We start from the raw sequence: 16,225 nt of genomic DNA, 5'->3' as shown, positions 1-16,225 counted from the left end.
CGTCGCTTCGGTGCAATGATCCCCCGTAGAGCCACGCCCTGCGTGGCTGGGGCGCGTCCAGCACCGCGAAGCCACGCAGGGCGTGGCTCTACGCCACCATCTAGACGTCCGGGACGGCCAAGGCCCCAAGCCAAGTTAGATGTCCGCGACGGCCGAAGGCCCGCACCATCCGGCAGTTCGTGACGGATTGCCTACCTGCCATCGAGTGATTCTGAGATAGTCGCTGCAAGCACGTCTCAATTGGAAACACATGCGGCACCCCCAGGAGTTATCCGTCGCGCAGATCACCGCCGTCCTGACCCAGGCGTACGACGTGCATGCCGAACAGGTCGTGCAGCGTCCGGCAGGTGCCGACGCCGGTGCCACCGTGTACCAGATCGTCGCCCAGGACGGCGCACGTTGGTGGTTGAAGTGCCGCCGCTATGCAGTGGGCGATGCCGTCTGGAACGTGCTGCAGTACCTGCGTAGCGAGTTGCAGCTGGCCGAAGTCGCCGCCCCGCATATCACCCGCAACGGTGCACCCGCCGTACTCGCCGACGGCCTGCAATGGACCCTGTTCCCCTACATCGAAGGCCAATCCGGCTTTGAAGCTGCGCTCTCACGGGAGCAGTGGCACCGGCTCGGGCAGGTGCTGCGCAGCGTGCACGAGGCCGACGTGCCCGCCGCACTGCTGGCTCCATTGGCCCAGCCGCAGCTGGAAGAGGAGCCGGCGGTGGAGCGCGTGGGGGCGTGGCTGCTCAGCGGTGACACCCACTGGACAATCTCCGACCCGCTGGCGGAGCGGTTCCGCCAAAGCTGGCGTCTGTACCGCCCGTTGATTGCCGATGTCTGGCAGCGCTGCGTCAAGCTGCGCGCGCGGCTGGCCGGGCAACCGACCAGCAAAGTGCTCTGCCACGGTGACGTACACGCCGGTAACGTGCTGCTGCGGCCTGATGGGGGGCTGTGCCTGATCGACTGGGACGGCATGCTGCGCGCCCCGCGCGAGTGCGACCTGATGTTCATCGGTGCCGGCGTCGGCGGCCGCTGGGGCCGCGACGACCCGCCGGGCTTCTCGGAAGGCTACGGCCCTGTCACGCTCGACCCCGTCCGGCTGGCCTGCTACCGTCACTGGCGCATCCTGCACGACATCCAGGAGTTCCACGACCTGCTGCTGGAACCGGGTGCGGCGGCACGTCCGCCCAGCCAGCGCTTGCAGGCACTGCGCTACATGCAGGACCAGTTCGCGCCCAACAATGTGGTGGATGCGGCCGCGCGGAGCTGGGATGTGGTGAGAGGGGAAGTCGGGTAGAAAACAACGACTCGCCGATTTCACGTGATCTTCACCGTGAAGTTGTGACTTGATCCCCAGAACCGTCATTGGACCAGATTGCAGCGTTGCGGCGATGCAATACTGCTGTCGCATTGACGCGGCCAATGCATTGGAAGAAAGGGAAGCCGCCTACTTACAGGAAGAACGCAATGAAGCGAACAAGTATCGCGCGGCCCAGAGTGGCCGCTCTCGGTGTGGCCCTCAGTTTGAGTCTTCTGCAGGCAGCCAACAGCGCACATGCATTCTCAGTCAGTGTGCATGCCGAAATCACCAAATCAGAACTGGCGCAGATTCAAGGTCATGCCGGCGCAGGTATGGTGTTCCAGTGGGACGATCTCGCACTGCAACACATTGCCAATGAGAACCGTAAAGTCGACGACATCATCGATGGCTCCGCCGCACTGTTCAGCCCGGAGCGTCACTTCACCAATGAAGATGTATCGGCTGCCAGCGAACGAATCATCGAGCTGCGCAAACGTATCATTCAGACCGCGCGAACGACCGGTTCACTGCCAAGTGGTGCACGTCCTGGTTCCCGCATCATACGTGAAGATTTGGGCAAGGCGCTGCACACGATCCAAGACTATTACTCCCACGGAACCTGGGTAGAGTTGGGGAACACCGACATTGACCGTCGGCTCGGAGTATCGGTAATTCCGCGTGTTCCCGCATCGGTAGCCCCTTGTCCCGGCAATCCAAATGCCATTGCAGCCGGCGCAGGCGGGGCGCTAAGCACGTCTTACTTTGTCGGACTCGGTACGCGGGAAACGTTCGGCTGCGACATGGATCAGCTACCCGCCAACAAGTGTTTTCACGGCAACTATCGCCCCACCTGCATGGGCATCAACAAGGATCTAAGTGCGCACGACGCTGCTTCAGAGGGCGTTGCGCAGAATCCGCTGCATGGGATGGCACGCAGCCTGGCGGAGAAGGCAACGCGTGAGTTTGTCCAAGGCATCGTTGATGAGTTGGGTAATGACTATGATGCGTTGCGTCAGTTCTTCAATGTGCGCTCGTCCTTTGTGGCAGTTATCGACCATACGACCAGTATGTCGGCCAGCATCGCTGGAGCCAAGAATCTGGTCGGGCAGATGGTCCAGGCTGCTTCGCAGAACCCTGAGCTTGCACCAGAGAACTATGTGCTGGTCAGCTATGGGGATCCCGACGTGGACCCCGCCATCATCACAGTGGACCCGCAGCAGTTCCTTGCCCACATCAACGGTATTTCGCTACACGGTGGCGGAACTGACTGCCCTGAACTTACCAATTCAGGCATCCTGACGGCGGCAAATGCCGCGTCCTTCGGTGCCGATGTGTGGGTCTTCACCGACGCCACGTCCAAGGACCGTGACAAGCTCAACGCACTTACGGCGCTGGCCAAATCCAAGGGTCTAAAGATCAACTTTGCGTTGACGGGAAGCTGCTCGCCTACGGATCCAGGTTACATCCGGTTGGCGAGCGAAACGGGCGGCCAGGTGATGCGCGTCCAACCTGCGCAGATTTCGCAGCTTGCTGACGCCATCATCCCCGCAATGGGCTACGGGCGAGGCGAGGTGCTTAACGTCAGCAGGGTGTTGGCCAGTGGTAGCGTGGATCGCCACAGTCTTCCAGTCGAAAGCGGCATGCAGGAGCTGACCGTTGCGCTTTCCGTACCTCCGAATGACGTGCCTGCAAATCACAGCGTTGTCTTGACCGACCCGCAGGGAAACCCGGTGAGTTCCGGCAGCGGTGTCGTGATCAGGAGTTTCAACGGAAACTACACCGCACGCATCACCGCCCCGGCCACAGGCGTCTGGACGGTATCCGTCTCCGGCAATGGGCCTTATGCGCTGACTGCGGGGGGCATGGGCACTGTTCAGTTCCCGTTGTTCGACTTCGTCGAAGTCAATGCTGACATCCACGGAGGCGTGTTCCCGCGCGGCGGATTCCCTGTGGCTGGGGAAGACGCGCTAGCTTCGGCGTCTGTCTTTGGGGCGGCCTCGAACGTGACATTCGAGGCGATTGATCTGGCAGGCAATGTTCTGTTCCCCATACAGATGGCAAAGCAGATGCCGATGGAGGACCCCGATAGTTACGTCGGATATGTGCCAGTGCCTGACAACGCGTTTCGTGTGCGTGCGAGCGGTGTCGACAGCCAGGGTAAGGCATTCGCCCGGGTACATGCTGCAGTGTGGTCAGCAAGTACTCTGAGCGTTCGTCGAACGGAGCAGACCCCGGTTGAAGGTGCTGCAGGACATGCCGTAGTGGTCCCGTATCAAGTGCAGAATGCTGGGCCGGCTGGACAATTCCAGTTGACCGTTGTCGCTGACAGTGGTTTCGGGACTGGCGTACAGCCTGCAACGGTCGATATCGGCGCAGGGCAGCGGGCGGAGGTTTTAGTGACCTATGCCATTCCGGATGAGTCCGGCTTGCTGGAAACGTCGGAGGCCGTCGTAACCGCCACACGGGTAGGCAACGAACGCGACTACAACAGTGTTGTCACTCAAATCGCTTCCAATGGCACCGCAATTCGGAGCATCGCTCCAGGCGAAACCGTGACAGGACTCAGTGGAGCTGCCGGCGATGTGATCGCGTTCCGCGTGCCGCTTCCGGTCGGCAAGACAAGCCTGAGCGTGCTGAGCTACGGCGGAAGTGGCAACGTGTCGCTGTATGGAGCCGATGGAAGGCCTGCTTCACGCGAATCCCATGACGTGTATTCGACGCGTCCGGGAAACTCTGAGACCATCCGCTTTGCCGCCTTGGTTGGCAATGCGGTGTACTTCATTCTCAGCGCCGAATCCGCATTCTCAGGCGTGTCGGTGCGGGTACAGTAGCTTCACTTCCCCGGCTGCTTTTCGCGGCCGGGGAATCCCAACGGAGGGATCGTTCTGATGAAGGTGCTGTGGATGGTGCTGTTGGCTCTGTCGCTGCTGTGCGGTGTGGCCTCGGCCTGGTTGCTGCTTACTAGTGGTGCCGGTGCGCGGATGCTCGCCGCAGCCCAGCTCTTTGTTGCAGGGGCGTTGGCCTCCTTGGGATGCGCAGGTGTAGCGGCGGTCCTGGAAGACCATCGCAATCAGCGGCTCGGCTTGGTCCTGGTTGCTGCTTATGCACTGGCCCTGGGGGCCTTCCTGTTGTCGATGGGCAACGTGAGGTAGTGACGCGCCATGCGCGTCATCGCACCGCAATCAATGCGACGACACGAACCCGACCGCACCCGGCGTCGCAGGCACAGCAAATGCCTCGCGCATGCGCCGCGCCTCTCGCGCCGGCGTCAACCCGAACAGCCGCTTGAACTCCCGGTTGAACTGCGACGTGCTTTCATAGCCAACAGCGTGGCAAGCGGCGGCGGCGGTCATTCCTTCGCGCACCATCAGCAGACGCGCCTGATGCAGGCGCGTGGACTTCAGGTACTGCATGGGCGAAGCGCACGTTACAGCTTTGAAATGGCTGTAGAAGGAAGGTGCACTCATGCCGGCCTCATCTGCAAGCTTGGCTACAGTCAAAGGCTGCGCATATGTCATGTGCAGGTACTGCAGCGCCTTGCCGATGCGGCCGAAGTGGCCCTGCTGGGCAAGCGCGGCGCGCAACGTATGGCCTTGCGGCCCGGTGAGCATGCGGTAGTACAGTTCGCGTAGCAGGCTCGGCCCCAGCACTGCGGCATCCATCGGGGACGCCAGCGCCTGCAGGAGTCGCTGCACGGCGTGGTGCAACGGCGCATCGATCGGACTGGACATCATGCTTTGCGGTACGGCATTCGCCGGTGGCCCGCCGTGGCGGTCAATCTCCAGCATCAATTCGGCCGCCAGTGGAAACTGCAGATGCAGGTAAACGGCCAGCAAAGGCTCGTCCGCGCTTGCATCGGTTTCCATGGTGAACGGAACCGGCACCGAAACCGCCAGGTACTGATCGGCGTCGTACACATAGGTCTGCTGACCGAAGTACCCGCGCTTGCGGCCTTGGCAGACGATGACGATGCCCGGGTCGTACAGCACCGGGGCCCTTGCCAGCGGTCGGTCTGAGCGCAGCAGGCGCACGCTGTCCAATGCTGTCTGGGTGTAGCCCTCGTGCGGAGCCAGCGCCTGCACCAGCGGAGCCAGGGGCAGCAGGTCTCCAGTCATGGGGGAGGGCGCTTTCGAGGATGGGCGGATCATAGGAATAGGCAATAGATTGAGGCTGTATGGCCTTATGGCGCGGATTTGGCATTTCTATTATGCACTCCTCCCCGAATCCCCCGAGGCCAACATGTCACCTTCGAAACTCATTCTTATTACCGGCGTCAGCAGCGGCTTCGGTCGTGCACTGGCAGTGGAAGCGCTTGCCGCCGGGCATCGCGTCGTTGGCACCGTGCGTACCGCGCAAGCTGTGCAGTACTTCGAAGCGCTGGGCCCGGGGCGCGCCTTTGCACGGATGCTGGATGTCACCAACACCGCTGCGATTGCACCGCTGGTGGATGCGATTGAAAAGGATATCGGTCCCGTTTCCGTGTTGGTGAACAATGCCGGCTACGGTCATGAGGGCGTGCTGGAGGAATCCCCACTGGAAGAAATGCGGCAGCAGTTCGAGGTCAATGTGTTCGGCGCGGTAGCGATGATGCAGGGAGTCCTGCCGCACATGCGTGCGCGTCGCGAGGGGCATATCCTCAACATCACCTCGATGGGCGGGTTCATCACCATGCCGGGCATTGCGTACTACTGCGGCAGCAAATTTGCCTTGGAGGGCATCAGCGAGGCGCTGGGCAAGGAAGTGGCCGCGCTGGGTATCCGCGTGACTGCAGTGGCACCTGGCTCATTCCGCACCGACTGGGCGGGGCGTTCGATGGTGCGGTCTCCGCGCGCGATTGCCGACTATGACGCGTTGTTCGATCCGATCCGCCAGCGGCGTCAGGAGGTCAGTGGGAAGCAGTTGGGCGATCCGCGCAAGGCCGCGCGCGCGATGCTTGCGGTCATCGATAGTTCAGTGCCTCCCGCGCACCTGCTGTTGGGGAGTGACGCGCTGAAGTTGGTGCGCGCGAAGCTTCGGGCATTGGGAGAAGAGCTGGATAGGTGGGAAACCTACACCGTATCGACGGACGGGTGACGGGTGAGATCACTGCATCTTGGTGGACGCGCTGTCGCAGATCCGCATGTCTCAATAAGATGGCACCTTGGGGAAGGAACCAGCCAACAACGCAATCTAGATCCAGTAGTGCGAGCTGGATGTGGCTGTTGCTGTGAAAGCCTGAGCTGGGTGAGAGCTCTATACCTTGCCGAAATGCACCGCGTACAACTTGGAATTCTTTCGGTCGATTGGCGTGGATCACGTTTTATGACAGCGCGGTCCAACCCGCGGAGAAGAACATCCGTATCTCCTTCAAACGCGGGTTTGTTGACGGGCATCTTTGCACCGGTTGTGCGTGCGGCGAGTTCCAGCTGCCTGAGGGCGACCGTGTACTCCGCGCGGCCCCTGCGGGTTGTCATGTCAAGGCAAGAGTGCGCCGCGAAGACGCAGCCTACTACCGCTGGTGTCACAATCGGGCGCGCGGTGAACCTGTATTCCGGATTCTCAGCGGCGGTCCGCGCGAAGGCCAATGCGCGTTCCGGGTCACCCTCGAACAAATAAAAGCCAGGACCCAGCCAGTCATACGGGTTTGCACTGATCTTCGGTTGCTGCCTCCCCGTAATGAGGGCATCACGCGTTGTGATGTCGCACCCATGATAAGCAACGACCAAAGGGCCGTTACTCACCTATAGGCACCGCTCAGGCGTCCCGTTGGCGTCAGAATGCCCGCCTTCTTTGCCGCCTCCACCGCGTGCTTCTTGGACATGCTGTAGAACTTCTGAATCTGGCTCTCAAAGTCATCCAGCATCAGGACGTTCGCGCCCATTGCTGCAGACGGTGCGGCGCGAACAGTCGTTCGGCTGGTCTTGGCTACCGGCTTCTTCGTCGCCTTCTTGGAGGTTGGCTTCTTGATGCTCATGTTGAAATGTTACACCCGGATGTTCCGTAACGATTGCAGCACCACCTTCAGATCCTGTCGCAGTGTTTCAAGTGTTTGATCCTGAAGACGTTGTTTGGCTTCGATCATCAAATTCGTGTAATTCCGCTCAGACCTAGAGTGACGCGAACGACATTACAGTTTGCCGGGGTGGTTGCTGGCGAGGAGGCGTCCAGCTACTCACTTCTGATCGCCCCATACCCACGGCCCGGTTGCTGGCTTAGTGACGGCCACTCTGGAGCGTTGCCTGACTCGGCCTCGGCGCATCAACAGGTCAATAGGGTTGGGCGAATCCGGCGGCAACAGGGCGTCGAGCGCGTGAAGCTGTTGGAGTACCCGCATGCATCGGATCAAATTGGTGAATTGGCCTGGCAAACCCCGTTCAAGACGTTGGACGGTCCGCTTGGATACCCCGGCAGCGGTGGCGAGCTGTTCCTGTGACATGTTCTGGGACAGACGAAGGCTGGAGACGCGTCGGCCAAGCTCCACTTGTATGGCCTCATCTGTTTCAAGCTGCGTAATGCGCATTGGACGACAATCCTGACGCTATGGTTCGCGTAGGAAGTCTAGGGCGTCGGATTTGGCGGTTTACATGCAAAGAGTTGCGAGTTCTGGCACATGTCGTCCAGAGAGCCTGGGTACCAAGCACCGCGAAGCCACGCAGGGCGTGGCTCTACGGGGTTCTTCAGCACCGTGTGTTCCCGCCGTTATTCCGGATGGGCGGCCTGGGTGGCGGCGTTGGAGGCCGCGCGGCGGGCCAGCACCGCCTCGCGGTGGGCGATATAGGCGTTGGCACCGAGGATGATGCTGGCCCCGATCACGGTGTAGCGGTCAATCGTTTCGTTGAACAGCAACCAGCCCAGCAGCGTCACCAGCGGCAACTGCATGAAGCTGATCGGGGTCAGCGCGGAGACTTCGCCCAGGCGCAGCGCCCGGGTCCACAGCAACTGGCCCACGGTGCCCAGCACGCCGGTGGCTGCCAGCCATACCCAGGCGATGCCGGTCGGCCACACCCAGGTGAACAGCGCCGGCACCAGCGACAGCGGCACCCAGAACACATACGTGTACAGCACCACCGTGTCGGCACCGTCCACGCGGGTGAGCTGCTTGATCTGGATCGCCACCAGTGAGCTCAACAAGGCGGCCAGTACGGCGACCAGCACGCCGGGCGTAAACGAATCCGCACCCGGGCGCACGATGATCAGCACGCCGATGAAACCGCACACCACCGCGGCCCAGCGCCGCACGCGCACCACTTCGCCCAGCAGCAACACCGCGGCGATGGTCACGAACAGCGGCGTGGCATACGAAAGCGAGATCGCCTGCGAAATCGGCAGATGGCCAATCGCCCAGAACGCACACAGCATCGAGGCCAGCCCGATCAGGCTGCGCAGCAGATAACGCGGCAGCTGCTGGGTACGGAACACCTTCGGCCCCGAACGCAGCAGCATCGGCAGCAAGGCCACCAGCCCGAACGCGTTGCGGAAGAACGCCACTTCCTGGGTGGGCACGTGCGCGGTGGCATAGCGGATGGCGATGGCCATCAGGCCAAACGCCATCGTGCTGCCCAGCATCAGCAGCGCCGCCCGCATGGGAGTGGGGGCGGGCAGGGCTGGTGGGGCGGGGCTCACCACTGTGCGCCGATCAGGCGCGGCTCGGGTTCAATGGGCACGCCGAACTTTTCCAGCACCGAAGCGGAAATGCGCCGGGCCAGATCCAGCAGCTGGCCGCCGGTGGCGTTGCCGTGGTTCACCAGCACCAGCGCATGGCTCGGAGCCACGCCGGCGTCGCCGTCACGGTAGCCCTTCCAGCCGCAGGCCTCGATCATCCACGCCGCCGATACCTTGCGGTGGGTGTCCTGCGCGGCCGGGTACACCGGAACATCCGGGTACTGCTGCAGCAGCACGTTCACCTGGTCCAGCGGCAGCACCGGGTTCTTGAAGAAGCTGCCGGCGTTGCCCAGCACGTCCGGGTCGGGCAGCTTGCGGCGGCGGATCGCAATCACCGCGTTTGCAACATCGGCGGCCACCGGCAGTTCCACACCCATCGCCTGCATTTCCTCGGCAATGCCGGCATAACCCACGCGCAGGTCGTGCAGCAGCGGCAGGCGCAGTTCAATGGCGGTGATCAGGTAGCGGTCCGGCTCGTGCTTGAACAGGCTGTCGCGGTAGCCGAACTGGCACGCATCGGCCTCCAGTCGCACCCACGCCTGCTCGGCACGGTCCCACGCTTCCACCGCATTGATGAACTCATCCACCTGCACGCCGTACGCGCCAATGTTCTGGATCGGCGCGGCACCGGCGGTACCGGGAATGAGGGCCAGATTCTCCAGCCCGGAAAGGCCGTTCTGCAGCGACCACATCACCAGCCCGTGCCAGTTCACCCCGGCCCCGGCGCGCACCACGGTGTGGTCGGCGCGGTGCTCCAGCGCAGTGATTTCGCGGTTGGCGAACACCAGCACGGTGCCCGGCACATCGTCGGCAATCAGCACATTGCTGCCGGCACCCAGCACCAGCAGCGGCTTGCCGGCTACCTCGGGCAGGGCCAGTACTTCCGGCAGCAGGGTGACGTCGTGCAGTTCCAGCAGGCGCTCGGCGCTGGCATCAACGTGGAAGGTGTTCAGCGCCTTCAGCGAGGCGTTCTCGGTCAGCGTCCAGGCGGTCATGGCAGGCATTGCGTCACTCATAGGGGAGCCACCGCGCCACGGCTGGGGGCTTCGCGTCGTCGGCGGATGGCTTCCACGCACTCATGCACCAGCGCCGGGCCACGGAAGATCAGGCCGCTGTAGCACTGCACCAGCGCCGCACCGGCGGCCATCTTCGCCACCGCATCAGCACCGGACAGAATGCCGCCGACGCCGATCAGCGGCACCGATTCGGGCAGGCGCGCGCGCAGGCGGCGCAGCACCAGCGTGCTCTGGCTGATCAGCGGTGCACCGGAAAGACCGCCGGCTTCCGACGCCAGCGGGCTGCCGGCGATCAGGCTGCGGTCCACCGTGGTGTTGGTGGCAATCACGCCGTCCACGTTCAATTCGCCCAGCACGCGGGCGGCGGCGTCGATGTCGCGGTCGCTCAGGTCCGGGGCTACCTTCACCAGCATCGGCACGCGGCGGCCGTGCTGCGCGGCCAGCGTTTCCTGGCTGTCGCGCAGCTGCGAGATCAGCTGGCGCAGCGCGGTTTCTTCCTGCAGCTCACGCAGACCGGCGGTATTCGGCGACGAGATGTTCACCGTGATGTAGTCGGCCAGCGGATACACCTTCTGCAGGCAGTGGTGGTAATCGTCGAATGCATTTTCGTTCGGCGTGTCTTTGTTCTTGCCGATGTTGATGCCCAGCAGCCCGGTGCGGCGGCGGCTGCGTTCCACGTTGCGCACCAGCGCGTCCACGCCCGCATTGTTGAAGCCCATGCGGTTGATGATGGCCTGCTGTTCCGGCAGCCGGAACAGCCGCGGCTTCGGGTTGCCTTCCTGCGGGCGTGGGGTGATCGTGCCGATCTCCACGAAGCCAAACCCGAGCGCGAACAGTGCGTCGATGTGGTCGCCGTTCTTGTCCAGCCCGGCGGCCAGGCCAACCGGGTTGGGGAAGCGCAGCCCGAACACATTCGTAGGCAGTGGCGCGGAGCGGGCGGCCAGCAGCGGCGTGGTGCCGGTGCGGTAGGCCATGTCCAGCGCGCTCAGGGTCAGGCCGTGGGCGCGTTCGGCATCAAGCGAGAAGAGCAGGGGACGGGCAAGCGAATACATAGGGTCCAGTCAGTCCAGCGTGCCGATGAAGGCACGGGTTTGATACTCGAAGGCAATGCGACCGTCGACCGCGTGTGCGTCGAACAGCTGTTGCAGGGCCACCAGCATCGGCGCATGACGCGGATGCTCCGGCGGCGGTGCGTACGAGGAAGAAAGCAGCCGGCCACGCAGGCCGTCGGCATCCATGTGCTGCACGTTGGGGGAAGCTGGCCATGGCACGGAAACCGCTGCCGAACCAGGCTTTCATGGTGGCGTCGTCCTGGTAGCGTTCGGCCACTTCGGTGTAATCGGTGCCGAACTCCAGCAGCAGCTGTTCGTAGCCGATCAGGAACGGCGACGAATCCAGCAGGCGTGAATTCCAGAACACCAGCGCCTGCCCACCCGGATGCAGGATGCGCCGCCATTCCGCGCGCACCGCCTCCATGTCGAACCAGTGGAAGGCCTGCGCCGCGCTGACCAGCCCCACGCTGTCGTCGGCCAGGGTGGTGGCTTCGGCGGTGCCGTCCACCAGCTTCAGGCGCAGATGGTACGGGCTGAGCCAGGCGTCGGCGGCGTTGCGCATGGCCGCATTCGGTTCCACCGCGATCACCGGGTGGCCGGCGGCCAGGAACAGGCGGGTGGAGATGCCGGTGCCGGCCCCGATGTCGGCCACGAGGGTTTCGGTGGGCACACCCATGTCGTGGTGCAGCCAGTCCAGCAGTGCCGGCGGATAGCCCGGGCGGTAGCGGACATAGTCCGCCACGCGGTTGCTGAAACGCTCGGTCGCGTCGGAAGGGCTCATGCGCACCTCATGAATAGTTGGGGACCATCCACAACAGTCCGCCGATGAACAGCACGAACAGCAGAATGCCCAGCAGGCACAACCCCACCATCAGGTAGCCCATGATCAGGCCGGCCAGGGCCATGCCGTCGCCTTCCTGGGTGCCCCCGCTGCGGCGGATTTCCCCGCGCGCCATGTGCCCGGTAATGATCGCCACAATGCTGCCCAGCGCGGGCAGGGCGCTCCAGCCCAGAATGCCGGCGATCAGGCTGATCAGGGCCATGGTGTTGGTCTGACGTACGGGCAGGTTCATCCGGGTCCTCCATGGCAGGACCTACATGATAGAGCCTGACCGGGGTTTAGCCCATCAAAACCGCCGGAAATCCGACGCAGGTCTCAGCCCATCAGCACCTGGCCGCCGTCCACCACCAGCGTCTGGCCGGTGACCCAGCGCGCCAGTGGCGAGCACAGGAACAGGGCGGCATCGGCAATCTCCTCCGGTGCGCCGAAGCGGCCGAACGGAATCTTCGCCAGCGTGCCGTGGTACAGGGCGGGGTCTTCCGTGCGTCGGCGGTCCCACAGGCCGTCGGCAAACTCGATCGAGCCCGGGGCAATGGCATTGACCCGGATGCGGTCCGGTGCCAGGCCCAGCGCCTGCGAGGTGGTGTAGTGCATCAGTGCCGCCTTGGCAGCGGCGTAAGGTGCGGCACCCGGACGCGGCTGCATCCCGGCAATGGAGCCCAGGTTGAGAATGCAGGCATCCGTGGCCTGCCGCAGCCAGGGCAAGGCGAGGCGTGAGGTACGCACCGCGGCCATCAGGTCCACGTTGAGGCTGGCCTCCCAGCCGGCCTCATCGTCGGCCATGCCGTAGCCGGTGGCGTTGTTCACCAGAACATCAATGCCGCCGAGAGCTTCGGCAGCGGCGTCCAGCCAGCGCTGGATGTCCTCGGCCCGGCCGAGGTCGGCCGACACGGTGTGGATATCCACACCGGCCTGCGCGGCATCCCCCCGCAGCGCGGCCAACCCGGCCTCGCCACGAGCGCACACCGAAACGCGGGCCCCCGCGCGCGCAAAGGCCAGTGCCATGCACCGGCCAATGCCCTTGCTGCCCCCGGCCACCAGAACGCGGCGGCCGGTGAAATCCAATTCGCGGGGACCCGTATCCATCACAGATCGAACTTGATGCCCTGTGCCAGCGGCAGCGAATCCGAATAATTGATGGTGTTGGTCTGGCGGCGCATGTAGACCTTCCACGCATCCGAACCCGACTCACGACCACCGCCGGTGTCCTTCTCGCCACCGAACGCGCCGCCGATTTCCGCACCCGAGGTGCCGATGTTGACGTTGGCAATGCCGCAGTCCGAACCCGCCGCCGACAGGAAGCGCTCGGCCGCCTTCAGGTTCTGGGTGAAGATCGACGACGACAGGCCCTGCGGCACGCCGTTCTGCATGTCGATGGCTTCGTCCAGCGTGCTGTACTTCATCACGTACAGAATGGGCGCGAAGGTTTCGTGCTGCACCACTTCGTCGCTGTTCTTCAGGCCGGTGACAATCGCCGGCAGCACGAAGTTGCCCGGGCGATCAATGCGCGTGCCGCCGGTTTCCACCGTGCCGCCGCTGGCCTTGGCCTTTTCAATCGAGGCCAGGAACTGCTGCACCGCGCTGTCGCTGTTGAGCGGGCCCATCAGGTTGGCGGCATCGGTCGGGTCGCCGATCTTGCCTTCCACCTGCTTGTACGCCTTCTTCAACGTGGCCAGCACGTTGTCGTAGATCGATTCGTGCACGATCAGACGGCGCGTGGTGGTGCAGCGCTGGCCGGCGGTACCCACCGCGCCAAACACGATGCCCGGCACGGCCAGCTTCAGGTCGGCGGTTTCGTCCAGGATGATGGCGTTGTTGCCGCCCAGTTCCAGCAGGCAGCGGCCCAGGCGACGCGCGACCTTTTCGTTCACCGTGCGGCCCACCTGGGTGGAGCCGGTGAAGCTGATCAGCGGAATGCGGCGGTCTTCCACCAGCTTTTCCGACAGCGCCGTGCCGGCGTCGTTGATCAGGAAGAAGATGTCGGGGAAGCCGGCATCGCGCAGCGCTTCGTTGCAGATGCGCATCGAGGCAATCGCAGTCAGCGGGGTCTTGTTGGACGGCTTCCAGATGCAGATGTCACCGCAGATGGCGGCCAGGAACGAGTTCCACGCCCACACCGCGACCGGGAAGTTGAACGCACTGATGATGCCGACCAGGCCCAGCGGCTGGTACTGCTCATACATGCGGTGGCCCGGGCGCTCGGAATGCATGGTGTAGCCATACAGCATGCGGCTCTGGCCCACGGCGAAGTCGGCGATGTCGATCATCTCCTGCACTTCACCGTCGCCTTCCGGCTTGCTCTTGCCCATTTCCAGCGCGACCAGCGAGCCCAGTGCGTCCTTGTTGGCGCGCAGCGCTTCGCCACACAGGCGCACGGCTTCGCCACGGCGCGGAGCCGGGGTGGTGCGCCACACCTTGAAGGCTTCCTGGGCGAGGGCGACCACGGTTTCGTAGTCAGCCTCGGTGGTGGCATGCACCTGGGCGATGGCTTCACCCGTGGTCGGGTTCACCGGCGTGATCACCCCGGCGCTGGCCGTGGACCATTCGCCATTGCCAAGGTAGGTGCCAGCATTGATTGCATCCAGGCCAAGGGCCTTGAGCAGGGCAGAGGACATGCAAACTCCTGTTGCGTATCGAAAAGGGTGCAGACCCACCATTCTATCAGTCTGCTTTGCAGCTCCATGACGCAGCGCGCCAATAGACATTCGCGGTGCACCGTAGAGCCGGGCTTGCCCGGCTGCTCTACGCGACCAACCCATCACCCCTGCAATCCCCAAAAACCGCCCCCATATCCAACCCGCTACAATCCCTTTCTGAACATCCCCCAGGAACCTGAATGAACGTCACCGTCGCCGAAGGCGTAACCGTAGGAAACCGTCTCCCGTTCGTCCTCTTCGGCGGCCTGAACGTCCTGGAAGACCTCGATTCCACCCTGCACGCGGCCGAACACTTCACCACGGTCACCCGCAAGCTCGGCATTCCCTACGTCTTCAAAGCCTCGTTCGACAAGGCCAACCGTTCCTCGATCAAGTCCTTCCGTGGCGTCGGCCTGGAAGAAGGCCTGCGCATCTTCGAAGAAGTGAAGCGCCAGTTCGGCATCCCGGTCATCACCGACGTCCATGAAGTGGCCCAGGCCGCCCCCGTGGCCGAAGTGGTCGACGTGCTGCAGATTCCGGCCTTCCTCGCCCGCCAGACCGATCTGGTGGTCGCCATTGCCGAAACGGGCAGGGCGGTGAACATCAAGAAGCCGCAGTTCCTCAGCCCCACCCAGATCAAGCACATCGTCAGCAAGATCCGCGAAGCCGGGAACGAGAACATCATCCTGTGCGAGCGCGGTTCCCAGTTCGGTTACGACAACCTCGTCGTGGACATGCTCGGCTTCCGCGAGATGATCGAATCCACCGGCGGCCTGCCGGCCATCTTCGACGTCACCCACAGCCTGCAGCGCCGCGACGCCGGCAGCGAAGCCAGCGGCGGCCGCCGCCGTCAGGTGGCCGAACTGGCCCGTTCCGGCATGGCGCTGGGCCTGGCCGGCCTGTTCCTGGAAGCCCACCGCGACCCGGACCATGCTCGTTGCGACGGCCCCAGCGCACTGCCGCTGGCCGCGCTGGAGTCGTTCCTGACCCAGATCAAGGCCGTGGACGAGCTGGTCAAGGGCTTCCCGGAGCTGGATATCTGCTGATTCCGGCGGGCTTGCGGGGTGGCCAGCCTTGGTCACCTCGCTGAATGCAGGTATCCTTATATGCGGGGCCGGTGCAATGCCGGCCCGTCACGCATCGGCGGTATGCTTCCGCCCGCATGGCCCCGTAGCTCAGCTGGATAGAGCGTCCCCCTCCTAAGGGGAAGGTCGCCCGTTCGAATCGGGCCGGGGTCACCAAACTACGGCGAAATCACGCCGCATCGTCATTTGCTTGGTTGGCGCTGAGGCGGAGTTCAACGTCAAATGCAAAATCTAGCGGCATATTGATCGGTTCTTCATTCACGTGGACGCGATTCCAGCGATCAACGTCCAATGTCAGCTGCACGGCATCGCCAACCATTTGCTCCCTTCTTTGAACAAATGACTTGTGGGCAACTTTGCGAGGGGCTTCATCAATGTCGGTCCACAATGTTGTCTGGGTTCCCTCGTGCCACTCGGTAACGGCTACGTTTGCTCGATACGGACGCCCCGTAACTTCATCCCTACGAGTTTCATCACGAGCGACGCCCGAGAACTGCTCCGCGAGCCGGTCAAGGGCGCTCTTAGGAGCGGGAAGTGGCCAGCCCATCGCTGCAGCAAACTTTGCCACCTCATGCATGTTGATTGAGGTGACCCCTGTTTTCTCACGGTACAAGCGGATGATGCTCTGCATCTGTTGCTTCTTCGTAGCCATACTAGTCCTCG

The 16,225-nt window shown here is 63.4% G+C and carries 15 protein-coding genes, 1 tRNA gene and 1 pseudogene; 6 read left to right on the top strand and 11 right to left on the bottom strand.

All coding sequences use genetic code 11. The features are described 5' to 3' along the window. Positions 1–250: 250 nt before the first annotated feature. The 3 genes from RT551_RS03520 to RT551_RS03510 all read left to right on the top strand — a co-directional run bounded on the left by RT551_RS03520 (position 251) and on the right by RT551_RS03510 (position 4,443). The gene (locus tag RT551_RS03520; RefSeq protein WP_313455719.1) at positions 251–1,288 is read left to right on the top strand and encodes an aminoglycoside phosphotransferase family protein; all 1,038 of its coding nucleotides are present in this window, start codon (positions 251–253) and stop codon (positions 1,286–1,288) included. Positions 1,289–1,458: 170 nt separating this feature from the next. After that, on the top strand, positions 1,459–4,122 hold the full coding sequence (locus tag RT551_RS03515; RefSeq protein ID WP_313455718.1) for a PPC domain-containing protein: 2,664 nt from the start codon (positions 1,459–1,461) through the stop codon (positions 4,120–4,122). Between the two features lie 57 nt (positions 4,123–4,179). Then, a complete protein-coding gene (locus tag RT551_RS03510) occupies positions 4,180–4,443 on the top strand; it encodes a hypothetical protein (RefSeq protein WP_313455717.1) in 264 nt (87 codons plus the stop codon). Between the two features lie 30 nt (positions 4,444–4,473). Here the strand turns inward: RT551_RS03510 and RT551_RS03505 are convergent, their stop codons facing one another. Beyond that, positions 4,474–5,322 (bottom strand): AraC family transcriptional regulator, encoded by an 849-nt coding sequence (locus RT551_RS03505; RefSeq protein WP_313455716.1) that lies wholly within the window; start codon positions 5,320–5,322, stop codon positions 4,474–4,476. Positions 5,323–5,404: 82 nt separating this feature from the next. On the opposite strand from RT551_RS03505, the gene RT551_RS03500 reads away from it, so the two are divergent. Continuing rightward, entirely contained in the window at positions 5,405–6,364 is a 960-nt protein-coding gene (locus RT551_RS03500) for an oxidoreductase (protein WP_313455715.1), read from the top strand. 643 nt (positions 6,365–7,007) lie between these two features. Here RT551_RS03500 and RT551_RS03495 read toward each other — a convergent pair. The 9 genes and pseudogenes from RT551_RS03495 to RT551_RS03455 all read right to left on the bottom strand — a co-directional run bounded on the left by RT551_RS03495 (position 7,008) and on the right by RT551_RS03455 (position 14,456). After that, positions 7,008–7,244, bottom strand: a complete 237-nt coding sequence (locus RT551_RS03495) for a hypothetical protein (protein WP_313455713.1) — start codon at positions 7,242–7,244, stop codon at positions 7,008–7,010. A 198-nt stretch (positions 7,245–7,442) separates the two neighbouring features. Continuing rightward, complete coding sequence (locus RT551_RS03490) at positions 7,443–7,790, bottom strand: helix-turn-helix domain-containing protein (protein ID WP_313455711.1); 348 nt, start codon at positions 7,788–7,790, stop codon at positions 7,443–7,445. A 179-nt stretch (positions 7,791–7,969) separates the two neighbouring features. After that, positions 7,970–8,854 (bottom strand): DMT family transporter, encoded by an 885-nt coding sequence (locus RT551_RS03485; protein WP_282296580.1) that lies wholly within the window; start codon positions 8,852–8,854, stop codon positions 7,970–7,972. A gap of 35 nt (positions 8,855–8,889) precedes the next feature. Continuing rightward, positions 8,890–9,948 carry a UDP-N-acetylmuramate dehydrogenase gene (gene murB, locus RT551_RS03480; protein WP_313455709.1) on the bottom strand — a complete coding sequence of 353 codons (1,059 nt, stop codon included), beginning with the start codon at positions 9,946–9,948 and terminating at the stop codon, positions 8,890–8,892. Beyond that, positions 9,945–11,000: a quinone-dependent dihydroorotate dehydrogenase gene (locus RT551_RS03475; RefSeq protein ID WP_313455707.1), complete on the bottom strand. Its 1,056-nt coding sequence runs from the start codon at positions 10,998–11,000 to the stop codon at positions 9,945–9,947. Before RT551_RS03475 ends, murB begins: the two co-directional genes overlap by 4 nt. 9 nt (positions 11,001–11,009) lie before the next feature. Next, positions 11,010–11,781: pseudogene (locus tag RT551_RS03470) on the bottom strand (class I SAM-dependent methyltransferase). A gap of 7 nt (positions 11,782–11,788) precedes the next feature. Further along, positions 11,789–12,073, bottom strand: coding sequence for a DUF4190 domain-containing protein (locus RT551_RS03465; protein ID WP_313455705.1), 285 nt, complete (start codon positions 12,071–12,073; stop codon positions 11,789–11,791). Positions 12,074–12,156: 83 nt separating this feature from the next. Further along, positions 12,157–12,927, bottom strand: coding sequence for an SDR family oxidoreductase (locus tag RT551_RS03460; protein WP_313455703.1), 771 nt, complete (start codon positions 12,925–12,927; stop codon positions 12,157–12,159). Then, positions 12,927–14,456 (bottom strand): aldehyde dehydrogenase family protein, encoded by a 1,530-nt coding sequence (locus RT551_RS03455; RefSeq protein ID WP_313455701.1) that lies wholly within the window; start codon positions 14,454–14,456, stop codon positions 12,927–12,929. The genes RT551_RS03460 and RT551_RS03455 overlap by 1 nt, the downstream gene beginning before the upstream one ends. Before the next feature lie 221 nt (positions 14,457–14,677). Here RT551_RS03455 and kdsA point away from each other — a divergent pair, with 221 nt between their 5' ends. Together kdsA and RT551_RS03445 are read left to right on the top strand one after the other, a co-directional pair. Then, complete coding sequence (gene kdsA / locus RT551_RS03450; RefSeq protein ID WP_313455700.1) at positions 14,678–15,523, top strand: 3-deoxy-8-phosphooctulonate synthase; 846 nt, start codon at positions 14,678–14,680, stop codon at positions 15,521–15,523. Between the two features lie 118 nt (positions 15,524–15,641). Further along, positions 15,642–15,718, top strand: a tRNA-Arg gene (locus RT551_RS03445). A 13-nt stretch (positions 15,719–15,731) separates the two neighbouring features. Here the strand turns inward: RT551_RS03445 and RT551_RS03440 are convergent. After that, entirely contained in the window at positions 15,732–16,214 is a 483-nt protein-coding gene (locus tag RT551_RS03440) for a hypothetical protein (protein ID WP_313455699.1), read from the bottom strand. Positions 16,215–16,225 lie beyond the last annotated feature (11 nt).

Source organism: Stenotrophomonas sp. (assembly GCF_032103445.1).
Classification (GTDB): Bacteria; Pseudomonadota; Gammaproteobacteria; order Xanthomonadales; family Xanthomonadaceae; genus Stenotrophomonas.
This window is presented reverse-complemented; position numbering and strand designations above follow the sequence as displayed.

Bases quoted from the DNA above. Each gene is read 5' to 3' on its own strand.
- RT551_RS03510 (WP_313455717.1), top strand. From the start codon at position 4,180: ATGAAGGTGCTGTGGATGGTGCTGTTGGCTCTGTCGCTGCTGTGCGGT.
- RT551_RS03475 (WP_313455707.1), bottom strand. From the start codon at position 11,000: ATGTATTCGCTTGCCCGTCCCCTGCTCTTCTCGCTTGATGCCGAACGC.
- RT551_RS03490 (WP_313455711.1), bottom strand. From the start codon at position 7,790: ATGCGCATTACGCAGCTTGAAACAGATGAGGCCATACAAGTGGAGCTT.
- RT551_RS03455 (WP_313455701.1), bottom strand. From the start codon at position 14,456: ATGTCCTCTGCCCTGCTCAAGGCCCTTGGCCTGGATGCAATCAATGCT.
- RT551_RS03520 (WP_313455719.1), top strand. From the start codon at position 251: ATGCGGCACCCCCAGGAGTTATCCGTCGCGCAGATCACCGCCGTCCTG.
- RT551_RS03495 (WP_313455713.1), bottom strand. From the start codon at position 7,244: ATGAGCATCAAGAAGCCAACCTCCAAGAAGGCGACGAAGAAGCCGGTA.
- RT551_RS03440 (WP_313455699.1), bottom strand. From the start codon at position 16,214: ATGGCTACGAAGAAGCAACAGATGCAGAGCATCATCCGCTTGTACCGT.
- RT551_RS03500 (WP_313455715.1), top strand. From the start codon at position 5,405: ATGGGGGAGGGCGCTTTCGAGGATGGGCGGATCATAGGAATAGGCAAT.
- RT551_RS03515 (WP_313455718.1), top strand. From the start codon at position 1,459: ATGAAGCGAACAAGTATCGCGCGGCCCAGAGTGGCCGCTCTCGGTGTG.
- kdsA (WP_313455700.1), top strand. From the start codon at position 14,678: ATGAACGTCACCGTCGCCGAAGGCGTAACCGTAGGAAACCGTCTCCCG.
- RT551_RS03460 (WP_313455703.1), bottom strand. From the start codon at position 12,927: ATGGATACGGGTCCCCGCGAATTGGATTTCACCGGCCGCCGCGTTCTG.
- RT551_RS03465 (WP_313455705.1), bottom strand. From the start codon at position 12,073: ATGAACCTGCCCGTACGTCAGACCAACACCATGGCCCTGATCAGCCTG.
- RT551_RS03485 (WP_282296580.1), bottom strand. From the start codon at position 8,854: ATGCGGGCGGCGCTGCTGATGCTGGGCAGCACGATGGCGTTTGGCCTG.
- murB (WP_313455709.1), bottom strand. From the start codon at position 9,948: ATGAGTGACGCAATGCCTGCCATGACCGCCTGGACGCTGACCGAGAAC.